This is a genomic window from Cognatiyoonia sp. IB215446 (assembly GCF_033963825.1).
GTDB lineage: Bacteria > Pseudomonadota > Alphaproteobacteria > Rhodobacterales > Rhodobacteraceae > Yoonia.
The window spans coordinates 15,334-32,655 of the sequence record NZ_JAXBMD010000005.1 but is presented as its reverse complement, the minus strand read 5'-3'; the positions used below and the strand labels follow the sequence as shown (position 1 = coordinate 32,655).

General features: G+C 57.0%; 17 protein-coding genes. All 17 read left to right on the top strand.

Features of this window, described 5'->3' with window-relative positions; translation table 11 throughout:
- The first annotated feature begins 12 nt into the window (after nucleotides 1–12).
- Nucleotides 13–1,179, top strand: coding sequence for an urea ABC transporter permease subunit UrtC (urtC, locus tag SLH49_RS17715; RefSeq protein ID WP_320270489.1), 1,167 nt, complete (start codon nucleotides 13–15; stop codon nucleotides 1,177–1,179).
- Nucleotides 1,176–1,925, top strand: coding sequence for an urea ABC transporter ATP-binding protein UrtD (gene urtD, locus SLH49_RS17710; RefSeq protein WP_320270488.1), 750 nt, complete (start codon nucleotides 1,176–1,178; stop codon nucleotides 1,923–1,925). Before urtC ends, urtD begins: the two co-directional genes overlap by 4 nt.
- A complete protein-coding gene (urtE, locus tag SLH49_RS17705) occupies nucleotides 1,918–2,613 on the top strand; it encodes an urea ABC transporter ATP-binding subunit UrtE (protein ID WP_320270487.1) in 696 nt (231 codons plus the stop codon). Before urtD ends, urtE begins: the two co-directional genes overlap by 8 nt.
- A 528-nt stretch (nucleotides 2,614–3,141) precedes the next feature.
- The gene (locus SLH49_RS17700; RefSeq protein WP_320270486.1) at nucleotides 3,142–3,957 is read left to right on the top strand and encodes a hypothetical protein; all 816 of its coding nucleotides are present in this window, start codon (nucleotides 3,142–3,144) and stop codon (nucleotides 3,955–3,957) included.
- Nucleotides 3,958–4,521: a phosphotransferase gene (locus tag SLH49_RS17695; RefSeq protein ID WP_320270485.1), complete on the top strand. Its 564-nt coding sequence runs from the start codon at nucleotides 3,958–3,960 to the stop codon at nucleotides 4,519–4,521.
- 18 nt (nucleotides 4,522–4,539) lie between these two features.
- Nucleotides 4,540–6,492, top strand: a complete 1,953-nt coding sequence (locus tag SLH49_RS17690; protein ID WP_320270484.1) for a type VI secretion system Vgr family protein — start codon at nucleotides 4,540–4,542, stop codon at nucleotides 6,490–6,492.
- Between the two features lie 9 nt (nucleotides 6,493–6,501).
- The gene (locus tag SLH49_RS17685) at nucleotides 6,502–7,080 is read left to right on the top strand and encodes a DUF6931 family protein (RefSeq protein ID WP_320270483.1); all 579 of its coding nucleotides are present in this window, start codon (nucleotides 6,502–6,504) and stop codon (nucleotides 7,078–7,080) included.
- A gap of 1 nt (nucleotide 7,081) precedes the next feature.
- The gene (locus SLH49_RS17680) at nucleotides 7,082–7,378 is read left to right on the top strand and encodes a PAAR domain-containing protein (RefSeq protein WP_320242904.1); all 297 of its coding nucleotides are present in this window, start codon (nucleotides 7,082–7,084) and stop codon (nucleotides 7,376–7,378) included.
- A 284-nt stretch (nucleotides 7,379–7,662) separates the two neighbouring features.
- Entirely contained in the window at nucleotides 7,663–8,457 is a 795-nt protein-coding gene (locus SLH49_RS17675; RefSeq protein ID WP_320270482.1) for a hypothetical protein, read from the top strand.
- Complete coding sequence (locus tag SLH49_RS17670) at nucleotides 8,454–10,538, top strand: MFS transporter (protein ID WP_320270481.1); 2,085 nt, start codon at nucleotides 8,454–8,456, stop codon at nucleotides 10,536–10,538. The genes SLH49_RS17675 and SLH49_RS17670 overlap by 4 nt, the downstream gene beginning before the upstream one ends.
- Nucleotides 10,531–11,538, top strand: a complete 1,008-nt coding sequence (locus SLH49_RS17665) for an ABC transporter substrate-binding protein (RefSeq protein ID WP_320270480.1) — start codon at nucleotides 10,531–10,533, stop codon at nucleotides 11,536–11,538. The genes SLH49_RS17670 and SLH49_RS17665 overlap by 8 nt, the downstream gene beginning before the upstream one ends.
- Entirely contained in the window at nucleotides 11,535–12,914 is a 1,380-nt protein-coding gene (locus tag SLH49_RS17660) for an ImpA family type VI secretion system protein (RefSeq protein ID WP_320270479.1), read from the top strand. The genes SLH49_RS17665 and SLH49_RS17660 overlap by 4 nt, the downstream gene beginning before the upstream one ends.
- Nucleotides 12,915–12,964: 50 nt before the next feature.
- Nucleotides 12,965–13,486, top strand: coding sequence for a type VI secretion system tube protein Hcp (locus SLH49_RS17655; RefSeq protein WP_320270478.1), 522 nt, complete (start codon nucleotides 12,965–12,967; stop codon nucleotides 13,484–13,486).
- Between the two features lie 19 nt (nucleotides 13,487–13,505).
- Nucleotides 13,506–14,015: a type VI secretion system contractile sheath small subunit gene (tssB, locus tag SLH49_RS17650; protein ID WP_320242916.1), complete on the top strand. Its 510-nt coding sequence runs from the start codon at nucleotides 13,506–13,508 to the stop codon at nucleotides 14,013–14,015.
- Nucleotides 14,015–15,496: a type VI secretion system contractile sheath large subunit gene (gene tssC / locus SLH49_RS17645; protein ID WP_320270477.1), complete on the top strand. Its 1,482-nt coding sequence runs from the start codon at nucleotides 14,015–14,017 to the stop codon at nucleotides 15,494–15,496. The genes tssB and tssC overlap by 1 nt, the downstream gene beginning before the upstream one ends.
- A gap of 10 nt (nucleotides 15,497–15,506) precedes the next feature.
- Nucleotides 15,507–16,916, top strand: coding sequence for a type VI secretion system contractile sheath domain-containing protein (locus SLH49_RS17640; protein WP_320270476.1), 1,410 nt, complete (start codon nucleotides 15,507–15,509; stop codon nucleotides 16,914–16,916).
- Nucleotides 16,917–17,321: a hypothetical protein gene (locus tag SLH49_RS17635; protein ID WP_320270475.1), complete on the top strand. Its 405-nt coding sequence runs from the start codon at nucleotides 16,917–16,919 to the stop codon at nucleotides 17,319–17,321.
- Nucleotide 17,322 lies beyond the last annotated feature (1 nt).

Genomic DNA, 17,322 nt, shown 5'->3' with positions numbered 1-17,322 from the left:
AAGGCGGCGCAAATGCATAAGTCATTCCTCGCGCAGAACCCATCCGTCCTGTGGTTCATTGCGTTCCTCGCGCTCTTCACCATTGCGGTGACCATCCTGTCGGAAGCCACAGGCATCGGCCTGATCTCCACCTCCTTCGTCAAGACACTGGGCAAGACGCTGTGCCTCTGCCTTGTGGCCATCGCGATGGACGTTGTCTGGGGTTATTGCGGTATCCTCAGCCTTGGGCATTTCGCCTTCTTCGGCATTGGCGGCTATGCGATTGGCATGTGGCTGATGTATGCGCGCACGGAAATCATCGTGCTGGAAAGCCTCGCAGCACAGGCGATCCCGCCCACGCCGCAAGAGATTTCGGATGCGATTGGCAACCAGATTTTCGGCGTCGTCGGTAGTTCGGAGTTCCCGGCGATCTGGGCCTTTGCCGATAGCCTCGCGCTGCAGCTTCTTTTCGTCGTGCTGGTGCCGGGCCTGCTTGCGCTGGTCTTCGGTTGGCTCGCCTTCCGCAGCCGGGTGACAGGTGTTTACCTGTCGATCCTGACACAGGCGATGACCCTGGCACTGGCGCTCTACCTCTTCCAGAACGATAGCGGCCTGCGCGGCAATAACGGTCTGTCGGGCCTGCAGAACATCCCCGGCTACGAGGACGTCTCTCAGGCCACAATCTCGATCATCTTCTTTATCGCTTCCGCCATCGCACTTGGCGCGGGCTATGTCTTCTTTGCCTGGATCATCTCCGGCAAGATGGGCAGCGTGATCAAAGGCATCCGCGATAACGAGGCGCGGGTGCGGTTTTTGGGCTATCATGTGGAGAGCTACAAGCTCTTCGTTTTCACGACCACCGCTGTGGTCGCCGGGATCGCAGGCGCGCTTTACTACCCGCAGGCTGGCATCATCAATCCCGGTGAAATTGCCCCCATCGCGTCGATCTATCTTGCCGTCTGGGTCGCCATCGGCGGGCGCGGGCGGCTTTACGGGGCGGTGATTGGGGCGGCCTTTGTCTCGCTTCTCTCCAGCTGGTTCACTGGCGGCGGAGCACCCGATATCAACCTTGGTTTCTACACGATCCAATGGACCGATTGGTGGCTTGTCCTGCTGGGCGTTTCGTTTGTCGCCGTCACGCTCTTCTTTCCCAAAGGGATCGGCGGCCTTTTTGACTACCTCGTCAGGAAGCCGTCATGAGCATGCTTTTGGAGGTTTCCGGCGTCTCTGTCTCGTTTGACGGGTTTCGCGCGATCAACAACCTGTCGATCAACTTCGCCCCGACCGAGCTGCGCGCGATTATCGGGCCCAACGGCGCGGGCAAGACGACATTCATGGATATCGTCACCGGCAAGACGAAGCCGGATGAGGGGACGGTAATCTGGGGGGATCGCAACATCTCGCTTTTGGGCATGTCGGAAAGCAAGATCGCGATGGAGGGGATCGGGCGTAAATTCCAGAAACCGACTGTGTTTGAGGCGCAAGCGGTGCGCCAGAACCTCGCAATGGCGCTGAAAAACCCGCGCGGGCCGTTTACCGTGCTGATGCACAAGAAAACCAAACGGAACGCGGAACGGATTGAGGCCGTGGCCGCGCAGATCGGCCTGTCCGACAGCCTGACCCGCGTGGCAGGGGAGCTGAGCCATGGGCAAAAGCAATGGTTGGAGATCGGCATGTTGCTGGCGCAGGAACCGCGCTTGATGCTGGTCGATGAACCAGCGGCAGGCATGACGCCGGAAGAGCGCGAAAAGACCACCGATATCCTGAAAGAGGCGGCCAAGACGCGGGCGGTTGTGGTGGTGGAGCACGATATGGAATTCGTTCGCCGCCTCGATTGCAAGGTGACCGTGCTGCATGAGGGTTCGGTTCTTGCTGAGGGCAGCCTCGACCATGTGACGTCAAATCAGACTGTGATCGACGTCTATCTGGGGCGCGGCCATGCTTGAGGCCCGCCATATCGATCTGAAATACGGGCAAAGCCAGATCCTGTTTGATGTGTCGGTCACGGCTGCGGTCGGGCAGATCACTGCGGTGATGGGCAATAACGGCGTCGGCAAGACGAGCCTGTTGAAGGCGATATCGGGTCGACACCCGTTTGCGGCAGGCGAGGTGCACGTGGGCGGGTCACCGGTGGCACTGTCCTCGGCCTATAACGCCGCCCGCGCGGGCATCGCTTATGTCCCGCAAGGCCGCGAAGTCTTTCCGATGATGAGCGTGCTTGAAAACCTCGAAACCGGTTTTGCTTGTCTGCCCAAGACTGATCATCATATTACGGATTACGTCTTCGACCTCTTCCCGGTTCTGCGCGACATGCAATCGCGGCGCGGTGGCGACCTGTCAGGCGGACAACAACAGCAACTGGCCATTGCCCGCGCATTGATCACCCAACCGAAGGTGCTGCTGCTCGATGAGCCGACGGAGGGCATTCAGCCCAACGTGATCCAGCAGATCGGCGATGCGCTGGAAACACTGCGCGATCAGGGACAGATGGCGATTGTCCTGGTCGAACAGAATGCCGATTTTGCCTACCGTATCGCGGACACATTTACGGTGATGGAGCAGGGACGCACTAAGCGAACGGCCGATAAATCCACCTATGACAAAGACGCGTTGATGGCTGATCTTGCACTATAACTATGCATCGTTCGGCAGGCGGCCAGTGATTTCTGCAACGCCAAAACTGCTTTCCGCAAGCTCTTCACTTTTTGTTATGAGCGTAAATGATCTTTGTTTTGGTTCATGTTAGACGTTGAGCTGCTCACATATGCGGACATTAAGGTGATAACACCAATCGCCTCAGTTTTTGGCCATATGTCCAGTGGTTTCTATCAACGGCGAAAAAGCCCGAGATACAGATGTTTCGCACGCTGCATTAGCGCAGGAAAAGTGAAGAAGCCGCAGGCTTATCAGAACATCGTACCGGAGTAACAATTATCATGGGCGCCAAGTAAGCTAAAAGTGCGAAGGCATTCTGAGTTCATCCTCTAATTGTTCTTGACTAACTCCGGGCGCGGGGGCACCATTTTTCAGAGTAGTTTTGGTCTTTTTCGTTTTGCTTTTAACAACAACGGGATATAGCCGCCCAAATCTTGGTGTGTGAACCGCTACTGAACCTAAACATGATCGGCGCAAGACGACACTTTTTGAACACTGGAAAACCGAATGCCACTTGGCAATGAAGAGAAGTACGATGTCGGCGAGACATTGACCTGGGCGGTTGCTGAATCAATCGGTGAGGCGCTGGACATCACTGCTTTGTCAGTCGCGCTAGCGATCACCAAGTTGATCTACGATTCCGGTAAGGAAGTGCATGGCTACGATCCAAGTGCGCCCCCCAACCCACAATTTCTGTTGAACGGGTTTGACAACGCAGCTTCGCCGCGAAGTTCAAAGTATATGAAACATCGGACCTACAAAAAGATCGGTAGCGCAGGTATTGGAACAGCCGGTAAGCTGGCCTCTACCGCAACTGCAGTTGATGTAGGCGGCCTTGTGCAGCATTCTAATGCGACCGGATCGACATTGATGCACCTTAAGATGCTGCGAGAGATTGCGGCGCGCTATCCCAAGAGCCGGACGATCCAATATTGGCTGGAGGTCTGCATGAAATGCAAGATCATGAAGGCTGGCGTGCGAGGAGGGCAGTTAGTTACCGCCGCAATTCCTGTCGGCCCCGTCGGCATCGCCTCAGATGTTGTCGCTGGGCTTGCGAAGGTGGGCATTGCCGCCACGATGACCGGCGCAGTCAACCGCGTTGCGATGGAGTTGCATTGGCGCGCAAATGTGGAGATGCGCCTTGGCGGCAGCAAGCGGTTCGGTGGTAACTCCCAAAAGCCCAATGGACCGGCGAGTGCTGTGTACTTTGAGATCTTCCGACGTCGGGGTGCCACGCGCATCTTTGGCCAATACGATGTGCCTCGGCTGATATCCGAAGCGGGTGGCTGGATCCCGCTGCGCGACAAACTCCTGCTGATCTGAGTGCGAGGATTGCACGCAGACCAGACAGAAAATGGGAGTGCTGCACTTGCGTCCAAATGGAAGTTTGGACCGGGTGGTGAAGTCTTCACCACGGCAACTACTGCAGCGGGTGAGGCGCTTCTTGAAAACGAGGCGCGCGCCTTGCGCCTGCTGGATGGTGATGTGGCACCGCGCTTTGTGAGCCTTGCCCGATCAGCTGAGGGTTTGACGCTCACGCGGTCCTATGTGCCGGGGCCAACGCTGACCGAAGTGCCGCTGTCCGAATGGATGGAACTGCTTTCGGATTTTCGGCAAAAACTACAGGTCGTTCACGATGCAGGTCTCATTCATGGGGACATAAAATCGTCAAACTTTGTTGTCACGAACCGCGGGTTGGTGATCATTGATTGGGAGCATGCGATGCCCATTGGAACGGATTTGGCATCATGGCCTCACAGACCCGCTTCCCTCGGCACATCCGCCCCGGACATGATCTGGGGTCGTGGGCAGGCCATTCCGGAGCTTGACTATTATTCATTGAACAGGCTCGAAGAGCAGTGCGCTGGTGCGCGCGAAGAATCATAAAAAGGGCTGGAAGGCGACATGGCGGAAAACAATACTGCGGACGTTCTTGCAACCATCGGAAACACCAAAGACATCGTGGTCGCCGGCTTTCGGTTTGAAGAACGTCTCTCAGAGGTACCGAGTTATCATCTAACCGTTGCCCATGATCCCAAATCGTTGAAAGACGTGGTCGGGCAGGTTTGCAAGATCGCGCTTGATGCTGATGCCTACATGTCGCTGACACCACGCGATTTCGCAGGGATCATCATGTCAGCAGAGCGGTCGCAAGACGCTGATGGTCGCGCCCTCTTGGACCTGACAGTGCAACCGTGGCTCGGCATACTTGGCCTGAGCAAGGCGAGCGCGATCTATCAAAGCATGACCTCGCTCGACATTCTCAAAGAGGTTCTGACGCGCAATGGTCTTGCCCGCGCGCAGGTGAAGGGCAGCAAGCCCAAGGTCAAGCGGGACATGGTCGTTCAATACAATGAAAATGACCTTGATTTCGTGCGCCGGATCCTGGCCGAGGAAGGCTTTGCCTTTTACTTCCACGACGGGTCGGCGGCGGACACGATGCTGTTGCATGATACGTCGCTGCCTTATCCCGACAAGCCAAAGGTCGTATCACTGACCGATGCGCAGCTTGGCAATGTCGAACTGGAAGAGGCTATGTCGCTGTCCCTGAACCGGACGCTCAGGCCAGATACCGCCGCGCTGACGCATTATGATGCCGAGACGGCCAAATTTGCGAAAGGCGGCCCCAAAGCGTCGAGCGAGGCGAAGACGTCCGAAAAGCCAACGGTCACCGAATACCGGGCCGTGACGGTCGGGAAGCTGGCAAGTGACGAGATGACTGTTCTAGTCAATGCCGAACAGGCACCAGAGGTGCTCTTGCGTGGCACAACAGAACATCCGGGCCTCTTCATTGGTCAGGAAATCGACGTCGCAAGCGATAGCGCCAGCGAATTCCACGGACGCTTCACGCTGATCGAGGTGGTCTATGCGCCAACTCGTGGCAATGCGGTGAGCTGTCAGTTTGTTGCCGTGCCGAAAGACCATGTTGCCGCCCCGAAACGCCTGCCAAAGCCGCTCATTGCGGGTGTGCATAATGCCGAGGTTGTGGGTGCGTCGTCCTCTGCCAAGGCCGGCGATATCTCTTGCGATGCCGAGGGCCGGGTGAAAGTCCGCTTTTTCTGGGATGGCGATGCACAGGCCAGTGCGTTTCTGCGTGTGGCCGAGCCATTCGCGGGCAAGGGATATGGCGCGCAGTTCACACCGCGGGTCGGGCATGAAGTGCTCGTGTCATTCCTGCACGGGGACCCGGACGCGCCCGTGATCACGGGACAGGTCTACAACGCAAAGAACAAGCCGCCTTTTGCCCAGAAGGACACCAAGAAATCGGGGATCGTCACCAAACTGGACGGTGGACAAAACGAGCTTGAGTTCACCGACGAGAAGGGTAAAGAGCTGCTCGCCATGCGCGCGGCCAAGGATTACGAGCTCATCGTGCCGGAAAATGTCGTTCGCAAGATCGACAAGTTGGAGACCGTGACCGTCGGCGAAACCTCAACGCTGAACATCAAGAAGGACTGGAAAGTCACGGTCGACAAGGCGATTGCCGAGAAAGCCGACAGCCGTAGCGCCGATATCGCCAAGAAAGACGAGATCAGCGCCAAGGAAATCGCGCTCACCGCGACTAGTAAGATCACGCTCAAGGTTGGCAGCAACTCCCTTGAGCTGTCGTCAAGCGGGATCAAGATCAACGGCATGAAGGTAGAGATCGCCGGCAAGAGTAAAGTTGATGTCAAGAGCAATGCCGCACTTAATCTCGAAGGTCTTACAGGCAAGTTGGCTGCAAAGACGACAATGAATATTGAAGGACTTCAACTCACCGCCAAGGGCAAGGTTCAGGCCAAGGTGGAGGGCCCGATGTGCGAGCTTTCCGGAACTGGCATGGCCACCGTCAAGGGCGGTGTGGTGATGATCAACTAGGACAACGTTTTGCTGCGTAAGATACCATTTGACGATAGCGCCGAACTGCTCTCGCGTTTTGCGGTCAGTGATGAGGCCGCTGAAGTCGTCGTTACCCAGGATCCACCGGAAGTCACCCTTGGAAAGCTCAAGGAAAGCGGCTCATTCGTTGATGTCGCCAATTTCTTTGCCTTTGGCATGCCGCCACGGGAAGGCGTGTGTTGGGCCATTGCCGTTTATCGCACCATGCGGCCCGAGCTTGACGAGAGCGAAAGCAACGTTCTGGCACTCGCCGAACGATGGGTAAAAGACCCTCAGGAAGGAATCCGTGTCCGGTTGATGGATATGTCGGAAAAGATTGACAACGAAACAGCGTTGCATTGGCTTTGCAGTGCCGTGGCCTGGAACGGGTCGGGCAGCATGGGGCCGCCCGATGGCCCGGTTGTGTTGCCGCCAAAGGGCCTTCACAGCTCGGCGCTATTGGGGGCCGTTTCGCTTTTGATGGACGGCACGGAAGAAGAATTCGAACGGCTGCAGGACGTGGCCTACCAGACCGGGCTGGAGGTCGCTCAAGGCGGCTGGCCGACCATTTCGCAGGAAGGTAGATAACATGCCCGGACCTCCCGCTGCGCGCATCACCGATATGCATGTCTGCCCTATGGTGACGGGTGTGGTGCCTCATGTCGGCGGCCCGATACTCGCGCCCTCGGCGCCGACGGTTCTGATCGGCAAACTACCGGCAGCTGGCATGGGGTCGACGGCCACCTGCGTCGGTCCGCCCGACACAATTGTGAAGGGGTCGGCAACGGTTCTGGCGTCGAAAAAGCCCTTGGCGCGGGTCGGCGATACCTGCTCTCACGGAGGGACCGTCGTGATGGGATGCTTCACCGTTTTGGTGGGCGGTTGAGTTCGACGAAGGCCTTTGGCGAACGTTCTCGCATTTTCGTATCGATACGTGCGGATTAGCACAAAATCTGACGTTACCATCTGTTAACCAATCGTTGATACCGGGCACGCAGGCATCCGAAAAGGCTGCGCGCTCCAAAATGAAAACTACAAAGCGCAACAGCGCAGTTTACACAAAGCCATGGAAGGCCAGTCCCCAATTTTGACCTTACTGCCTTTGAGTCAATCTAGCCGGGACAAACCGGCGACAAACAAAAAACATAAATGTACGTGATTGGTGCGAGTATGGAATGGCAAGTTTTCAGAGAGCTTTACCTCAAGGTACTCCTCTCGGTGTTCACAGTGATCGTTGCAATGCTCCTGCTTCAGGGGGCATTGAATCAGTTGAAACTGCGCGCGTTGGTTGCAGAGGCAACCTCGTCAAGGCAACAGATTTCGGCGAGTTCGATTGAAAGGTCGGTTCTTCAGGCCGAGGCATTGGGTTTTGCAATCGACGAGATGACCGGCCTCCAGGATCTTATTGATCGGGAGCGCGCTGACGATCCCAGCATCGTCCAGATCGCTATCGTCTCTCCCATTGGCGCACCACTTCTGTCGTCAGGAAGTGCTGAAACCACGCGTGAGGAAAACGATCGCGTGCTGCGTCGTGTGATCGGTTCGCAAGAGAGGATGACGCGCTTCGATGCGGGTGAGCGGCTTTATACCGGACGCCTGCTTTTCGACTCCAGTGGCGCGATCATGGGCGCCATCGTCATCGTCGCCGAGACCGACGCATATATGGCAGAAGCGACGGCATCCTTGTCGCAGATGCGCCTGGTTTACTTGTCGATTTTCGTATTTGTCGCGGTGCTCCTGGTCCCCTTCGTGATGCTTCAGTTTGCAGGCATCAGGCATGCTTTCAACGTGTTGGATCCGCGTGCCGCTGATGCGCCGGATTTCCGTGAACGGGATGGCGGTTCACCAGAGGCTGCCGAACTTCAGGCCATGCTGAAAGAAGGCGCGGCCAAGGTGGATGAGTTGCGCGGTGAGCTTGATAAGATTTCCAGTCAAGAGCTTGGTTCCAAAGGTTTGTCGTCATGAGTAAAGCGAAAAACACTGGTCAAACCCGCCTGATCGCGGGCTTTTCCCGCAGGCTTGTCCTGACCACAACAATCGCCATGATCATTGTGGCGATCCTGAGTTTCGGCGCGACAGTTGTGCAATTCAACAATGCGCTCAAGCCCTACCTGATCGAAAAGGCCGAAGCGGTTGCGACCTCTGTGTCGCAAGACATTGAATACGCTTTGGAAATCGGCATTCCCTTTGGCGAACTCCGCGGCCTTGAGGAGCATGTGGCTGCTCTGGTCGAAGAGCACGCCGAGATCAGTGCGCTTGAGGTGATGACGCCCGAACAGCTTGGGTCGGCGAACCTTGCCGAGTCGGCGCTTGAGTCTTCTGATCTTGCGGACGCGCCTGAGGGCTGGGCGGGAAGTGCTGCCGCCTCTCTGACAGAAGTCGCCGTTATGCTGACGGGCGCAGACGCGTCCGCCGAGATTGTGGTCGTTGATATCGTCGCAGAAGGCCGCGTTCTGGCGCAGGTTCTTGCCACGGTCGATGACGAATACATCAGCGGCAAGATGACATCGGTCTTTTTTGACACGCTGGTCATCCTGATTGCCGTTTCGCTTGTGGCTTTGGAAGTCGTTGTCGTCTTCTCAAACAGCCAGCTTTCCGAACCGTTTCGCCGTGCTGAGAATGCTCTGCGGCGGCGTGCCGACGGGGATTTGCGGGAATACCAGATTGGCCGTGGACGCGGTCGCATCGCGGCCTTTATCGAGGCGCTGAACGCCCAGAACGCGCGGCTGCGCGACGCGGTGAGCCGCGCGCTTTCTGCGACACAAGACGCGGCGCGCAAGGCCTCGTTGCGGGCATTTGCGGACCGCACAAGCCTCTTTGTGAAAGAGCCGCGCTCCAGTGCGTCGATCATGGATGCACGGATCCCGCTTTTTGTCTTCTGCTTTGCCGAAGAGCTTCAGAAGTCTTTCCTGCCGCTCTTCGTGGCCGAAAACTACTCCGAGAATGATCTTTTCGCGCGTGACATCATGATGGGTCTGCCGATTTCGGCGTTCATGTTCGTCATTGCTGCATTTACGCCGTTCGCCGGTCGCCTGGTGGACAAGTTCGGAAACAAGACGCTGTTCCTGGCCGGTCTGGTCCCTGCGATCTGCGGCTATTTCATTTGCTACATGGCCTCCAGTGGCAACGAGATCCTTTTGGGTCGCTCGATTACCGCTGTCGGTTACGCGATCATCACGATCAGCTGCCAAAGCTATATCGCCGCTGTTGTTGTTGCCGAGAACCGCGCGCGGGGCATGGCGATTTTCGTGGGCGTCCTGATGACTGCCACAATGTGCGGCACTGCGATCGGTGCGATCCTTGCCGATTGGCTGGGCTACAAGCCCGTCTTCCTTGTCGCCATGGTCTTTGCCGCCGTTGCCGGGGTCATGGGCTGGAACATGCTGTCCACCGATCTGCCCGCGCCCGAGAAAAAGGTCGTGCCGGCAGGCATGAGCAAAAGCCCTCTTGCAACGCTGATGCGCAACACGCAATTCGTGCTGATCGTTCTGTTCTGCGCGATCCCGGCCAAGATCATCCTGACCGGCTTCCTCTACCTCTTTGTGCCGATCTATCTGGCGAGCCTTGATGCAACACAGTCTGAGATCGGGCGCATCATGATGCTCTACTCGCTGATCATCATTCCGATCAGCCCACTGGCCTCCGGCTTTGCTGACCGCCTCGGCAAGAACCTGTGGATGGTGATCTTTGCGACAATCGCGTCGGGTATCGTGCTCTTGGGTCTCTACCAGTCCGCCTCGGTGGCCATGGTGCTGATCGTGGTCGCAGCGCTGGGTGTCGTGCATGCCTTCCTGAAAGCGCCGCTGATCGTGGCGGCCATGGAAGCGGCTGAAAGGAGCCCCGATATCACACGCACAGGCGCGCTCAGCCTTCTGCGCACCAGCGAACGTATCGGTTCGGTCATTGGTCCGGTGGTGGTTGCTGCGATGCTTGTGGTCCTTGACTACGGACAAGTCGCGGCGATTCTGGGCATCACAGTTTCTGTCCTTGGGGGCGTGATGGCCCTCCTCTCACTTCGCCGCGGGAGCTCGGTTGCCCATGCGTAGGTTACTTCTCACCGCTTGTGCCATCGTCAGCTTTGGCTTCTCTGCTGCGGCTGAAACAGAGTTCGATGCGACTTCGCCTGCGAATGTGCACATGGTGGTCTGGCGCGGCTGTGAAGATGCCTGCAACGCCTTCATCCGCTACTTTGAAGATCGCGACTTACCCGTAGAGGTTGAGGTCACCGACGTTGCACGGGACCGCGATTTGCTGCCAGGCATTCAGGAAACGTTAAAGGCCCAAGAGCCCGATCTCGTTGTGACATGGGGCACAAGCGTGACACGGGGCATCCTGGGCACGCGTGCGAATTACGGGGAAGAAAGTGCATTGGGCGACGTGCCCGCTCTCTTTATGATTGTTGCCGATCCTGTCGGTTCCGATATTGTTGAAAGTTACGAAACAACCGGACGTCCGCTGATATCAGGTGTACGCAATCGCGTGCCCGAAGAGGTGCAGATGCAACTGATGTTCGAATATTACAGACCCCAAAGGCTGGGCGTCATCAATGACCCGGGTGAGCTGAACTCTCAGCTCAACACGGCCAAGCTGCAGGCGATCAGCGGCGGGTTGGAGTTCGAAGTCATCGAAGAGCTTTACACGCAGGACGCGCAAGGCGAGGTCGACCCTGCCCAGATTCCAGTAGCTATGGCAGCGCTGAAGGAAAGGGGTGCCGAGGCGATCTATGTCGGGTCGAGTTCTTTCAACCTTGAGCATCAGGACGCGTTCGTTGCAGCGGCGACTGAGTTGGATCTGCCTGTCTTCAGTGCCTACACGCAGATGGTACGCGACAGCGGCGCGCTGATGGCCGTAGGCACCAGCTATGCCAATGTTGGCCGCCTGGCTGCTGTACAGGCAGAGCGCGTGCTGCTGGAAGGTGACACTCCCGGCGCGTTGCCGGTGCAATCGCTCAGCCGCTTTTCCGTTATTCTCAACATGCAATCGGCACGTGCGCTTGAGCTTTATCCCCCGCTTTCGCTTCTTGGCATTGCGGAGGTAGTCCAGTGAACCATCTAGAGGCACCCATTCCCGGCGATCTGCCGTTCGGGATTTACCTCAAGGGTGACCGCGCGACATATCGCGGATTGCGCAACCTGTTCAACGCATCGCAAGCGGCGTGGAGAAGCTATTCCGAGACACCTGAATCTCTGCAGAATGAAGAGCTCGAAGGCGCGAATACAACGGCTTGGATGGCGCTGTCTGAAGCGTGCGAAAAGTGCCTGATCGAGACCTCGAAGGACCTGGAGATTCTGTCCTGGTTTGTCGCAGCACAGCTTCACGGGGCCAGACCGCTGCCAAAAACGGCCGAGGCGATGGCGGTTCTCACAAATCTGGTGGAACAATCCGTCGCCGACATGCAGCCGGCGCCGCCGCCAGAAAAGCTGAAAGCCGACACCGATGAGGGTCGTGCTGCCGAAGTTGCCGAACTGAGGCTAAGACCCTTCATCCAGCTATTTGGTGAGGTTGAAGGATCGGGCCTGTTGAACGCACCTATCACCAATCTGCCGCTTTTGGGTGAGGTCACATATGGCAGGGCAATCTCTGCCGAGAACGAAGGGGCCATGGACCCACTTCGCGCCGAAGCAGCCGAGGTTATTGGCGCCCAGGCAGAGACTTTCACGCAGTTGGTCGAGGCTTTGCAGGAGCTTGAAAAGCTAATCCCGCGGCTTGATACGGCTGTCAAAACCTATGCCAGCGCGCATGGTCAAACGCCGCCTTTGATCGGCTATGGAACACGTCTGGTCTCCGACGTTCTGCGTGTCTGCCAGCTTCTTGTCGAAGGGCTAGGCTTTCCATGGCCGGGCGAGGAAGAAGAGGCAGCGGCAGAGACAGAAGCTAATGCCGAAGCAGCTATGGAAGATGCGCCAACCGGCGGCGGGCCAGCCAGAAAGGGCGGTGGTTTCAGCCTGAATGCAGATGTTGGAAACCGGCACGAAGCGCTCATGGCGATTGCACAACTTGCCAAGTATTTCCGCCAGACCGAGCCGCATTCTCCGATATGTCTGCTGCTCGACCGTGCCGTGCGCTGGGGGAACCTCAGCGCGGCTGAGCTTTACCGCGAAATTCTGACCGAAGGCAGTGTCGGCATGTCTCAGATGGCCCTGATGACGGGGCTTGAAAGCCAGGGGTTTTCGGACAATTTCGGACGCCGCGGGGCGTCGCCCGCAGGCGGCGTCGAACATCCGACACTCGACAATTACGCAGCTGCAGTCCCGGCACCTTCGACAGTGCCGACGCCCGCTGCCGCAGCGCCAGCACCCAGCCAGCCGCAACCCGCGACATCAGCGCCCAGCGAAGTGGCACCCGAGCCCGCGCCGCAGGCTGACCCAGAATCCTCGACAGATCCGGAAGACGATCTACCGATGGAAGATTTCAAATGGTGAAATCAAGTTTAACCCTCTCTCTTAAACCCACTCCAAATAAAAGGTGAAAAATGGCTAACATCTACATGCGCATTGACGGGATCAATGACTTCAAAGGCATGGCAAGCGTCAAAGAAATTGCAAGTAAGAAGGGCTTTTTCCCCATCGGGTCTTTCTCTCTCGGTTTCAGCCGCTCTGTGTTTGTTGCAGTCGGCTCGGCCGGTGATGCAGAAACGGGCGTCCCGACCCTTGGTGACGTGTCTGTTGAGCGTGAAGCAGACAGCGCATCAGGCATTCTCGAGACGCTGTTCTTCGCCCCCGGCGACAAGGGTAAGACCCTTGAAATCGTTGAAACAAAAGCGAAAAATGACGGCTCTGGCTTGATCCCAGTGCAGATTATCACGATGGAAGAAGCACGGATTTCAAGCTATTCGGCAATGCCGGGCAGCAATGCTCTGACAATTGCGTTCACGACACTTTCCATCACCCACTACTACGAAGATGCCGCAGGCAAGGTCGAAAAAGGTGATGTCGTGAAATTTGACCTCAAGCTTGGTAAGCTGGAATCTGGTAACCAAGACGCGATGAAGTAGCGCCAAGGAGGTAGAAACCATGGCACTGAATGCACAACAAAAACGCGTAAGTAAAAACCGCGTTAGCATTACTTACGACGTGGAAGACGGCGGCTCCAAGCAAAGCAAGGAACTGCCATTTGTCACAGCGATGATCGGGGGCTACTCCGGTGATCGCGAAGACAAGGAAGATCTGGAAGAGCGGACGTTCTATGGCGTCGACAAGGACAACTTCAACGAAGTGATGTCTCGCGTCGGGCCGCAGTTGACCTACACTGTCGAGAACAAGGTGCAGGACGACGGGTCCGAGTTCGAAGTGAACCTCGATTTCAAATCGATGAAAGACTTCGAACCAGATGCGATCGTCGACAAGGTCGAGCCGCTGCGCAAACTCGCGGAAACGCGCGAAAAGCTCATGACACTGGTGGCGAAAGCTGACCGGTCGCGTGATCTTGAGAAGGTGCTGAAAGAAATTCTGCAGGACGCTGATCTGGTGAAATCGCTTGGCGAAGAACTCGGCGTCGAACCAACAGAAAAGGGTGAGGGCTAATGTCAGAAGCAGAAGCCGCTGGCGGCGCAGCCGCCGGCGAAACAAAAGAACTCAGCCTCCTGGATCGTGCCTTGGAGGCCACAACGCAGACACCCGAAGACACCACGAAAGAGCTTCTTTCGGTCCTCGCCGGACAGGCGATGGACGGTCAACTGGTGTGGGACCAGAATGTCGGCGTGACAATCCGCAAGGCCGTCGCCGAGATCGATAAGATCATGTCAAAGCAGATGTCGGCCATCATGCAGAACGACAAGTTCCAAAGGCTGGAAGGCTCTTGGCGCGGCGTTCAGAAGGTCGTTCGGAACACCGAGCTTGGGCCTCAGCAGAAGATCAAGCTGGTCGACTACAACAAGGAAGAGCTGCTTGAGCAGTTTGAGGATGCACCCGCCGTGGACCGCAGCCCGCTCTTTGAAGCGCTATATCAGGACGAGTTCGGTACCGCCGGTGGTGAGCCCTATGGCGCGCTGATCGGTGACTACTACTTTGGCTATGGCGACGAAGACGTGGCGCTGCTGACATATATGGCGGAAACCGCTGCAGCCTGTCATGCACCTTTCGTTGCGGCGGCTGGTCCAGACATGTTCGAGTATAACAGCTTTGAAAGCTTTGCCGAAGGTCGCCCGGTTGCCGCCGGATTTGACTCGCCCACTTACGCCGCCTGGAACGGTTTCCGTGACAGCGACGAAAGCCGGTATGTCACACTGACCTTGCCATCAACCATGGCGCGTCTGCCTTATGGTGCAAATGGCGGTTCGGCGAAGACGTTCGACTACCACGAGCTTGACACTGATGCCGACGGCAACCAGCGTCCGAAGGACAATAGTGAGTTGGTCTGGTCAAACGCAGCTTATGACATGTCGCTGAAGATGAATGACGCGTTCACGGCCTTTGGCTGGTGCACGGCTATTCGTGGTCTGGAAAATGGCGGCAAGGTCGATCAGCTTCCGAACCTCACATTCAAAAGCGATGCGGGTGACGTGCAGCAGGCCTGCCCTGTTGAAACCAACCTGACTGACGAGCGTGAGAAAGAGCTGTCCGACCTCGGCTTCCTGCCATTGGTGCACTACAAGAATACCAGCCACGCGGTATTCATCGGCAGCCAGACGGCACAGCGGCCCAAGACATTTGTGGACCCTGATGCAACGTCAAACGCTGCCATCTCGGCGCGTTTGCCTTACATCATGGCAGCAAGCCGCATTGCGCATTACCTGAAGGTCATGGGCCGTGACATGCTGGGCTCGAACCTGGAAGCCAACGACATCAAGACCGATCTGCAAGCCTGGATCGACCAGTACACTAATGCTGGCGCAATGGGGAATGCGGAACGCTCGAAAACGCCTTTGGCCGAGAGCACCATTGACGTCATCGAGCAGCCCGGCAAACCCGGTGCCTACTCGGCAGTGGCTTATCTGCGCCCCTGGCTTCAGATGGAAGAGCTGACGACTTCTGTCCGCATGGTAACGAAGATACCTGGCGGCTAAGGACCGGTTTTTGACCGCTAATGTCACAACCTTAGAAGATATACTCTCCGCCTCGGAAGAGGCGGAGAGTGCTGCGCGTGCCGCCGAGGGCGCGAAGCTTGCAGCATTCAAGGCGCGGTATCGTGATGTGGCGCAATTTCGCTCCCTGCTGCTGCGGCTGGTTCTGGACATTGAAGACGTCATCAGCGCACAGCTGACCGCCATCATCGAAGCACCCGAATTTCAGGATCTGGAAGCCCGGTGGATGGGCCTTGCCAGCGTCGTTTGGTCAAAGCCGGACGTCGACAATATCAAAGTAAAAATCCTTGATCTGAGCTGGGACGAGCTTTGCAGAGATCTGCATTATTCGAGCGAAATACGCCGCTCTCAACTCTACACACTACTCGGCTACAACGAACTGGACACCCTGGGGGGCGAGCCGTTCGGCATCGCCATGATCGACCACAATCTGTCGATGAGCGTGGATACCGAGTTCGACGATCTTTATACCGCGCAACTGATCTGTGCGATGGGCGAGGCCTGCATGTGCCCGATCATCATGGGTGTCGGCGATGAGTTTTTTGGCGAGAGCGATGCAGCCTGGTTTACCGACATACGCCGCATATCGAATGTGCTGAATGGCGAAGAGTTTCGGGCTTGGCAGACTTTGCGCAACGTCCCCAATGCCCGTTTCCTCGGTCTCGTCGTGCCGCAAACGCAGTTGCGCGGGCGGTACGAGGATGCTGATTTGGGGTTCCGTTTCCATCAATGGCCCAGCGAAAGCGTGGGGCTTTGGGGCAGCGGGTGCTACGATTTTCTGCGGACCGTCATTGCCGAGTTTAATCGCTGCGCGTGGTTCGGCTTTCTGAAGCTGGTCTCAAACGAGGTTGGTGTCGGCGCTGTACTTGCGCCCACACAACACCCCATCCCTGACTCCTGCGAACGGAGCCTGCGCGCAAAGACGCGCATGACACGCGAGCTGGCACTGGCCTATTCCGACAATGGCTTTGTCGTTCTGGCCGAAAGCACAAAAAGCAACATACCCTATTTCGTCGGCAACAGGTCGGTGACCGATTGCAAGGGCGTGCCGCAATCAGAGATCATCACGCAGTTGCAATCGGTGATGATCGCCTGCCGTATTGTGCATTATGTGAAGGTGCAGATTCGCGCGCTGATCGGGCAAGTAAAAACGGCTTCTGAATGCCAGCAAATTCTGAACGACTGGTTTGATCCTTACGTCTCGCCCTCCAGTGCGTCGGTCGAAGTGCAGGCGCGGTTTCCACTGCAAGGCGCGCGGGTTGAGGTGACCGAGGCCGCGTCAGATACCGCAAGGTTCCAATGCCAGGTCGTGGTGCGGCCACAATACCAGATCGACAACGTCCTTGGGGAAATTCAGCTCAAAACCGATTTCGGCGCAGGCAAGCTTGAGGGGGTTCAATAGGTGAGCTTCGCATCAGCATTCCTTGGACTGCGTGAAAACGACACGACGGAAAAGCGGATTGCCGCAACGGTCGAAAGCGTGCTGCAGTCAATCTCACCCGAATGCGATGTGCCAGATGGTCTGCAAAACGTCAGGTCGTCAAACCTGTGCTACGGTGTCCCCATGCAATGGGCGCTTGGCGACGGCGCGCAAAGCAAGCGCACACGTGGCGTGTTGCGCGAGCGGCTGACCACGTTTGAGCCCCGGCTGAACACGCTGTCGGAGATCGACGTTGTCGAGAATGATCAAGAGAATTCCGTGACTTTCGTTGTGGTCGGCACATCACAGGTCGGTTCTGATACCGAGGCAGTGGATATCGAAAAACGCCTATCGCGTATGGATCAGCACGTGGATAACGGGGGCTGAT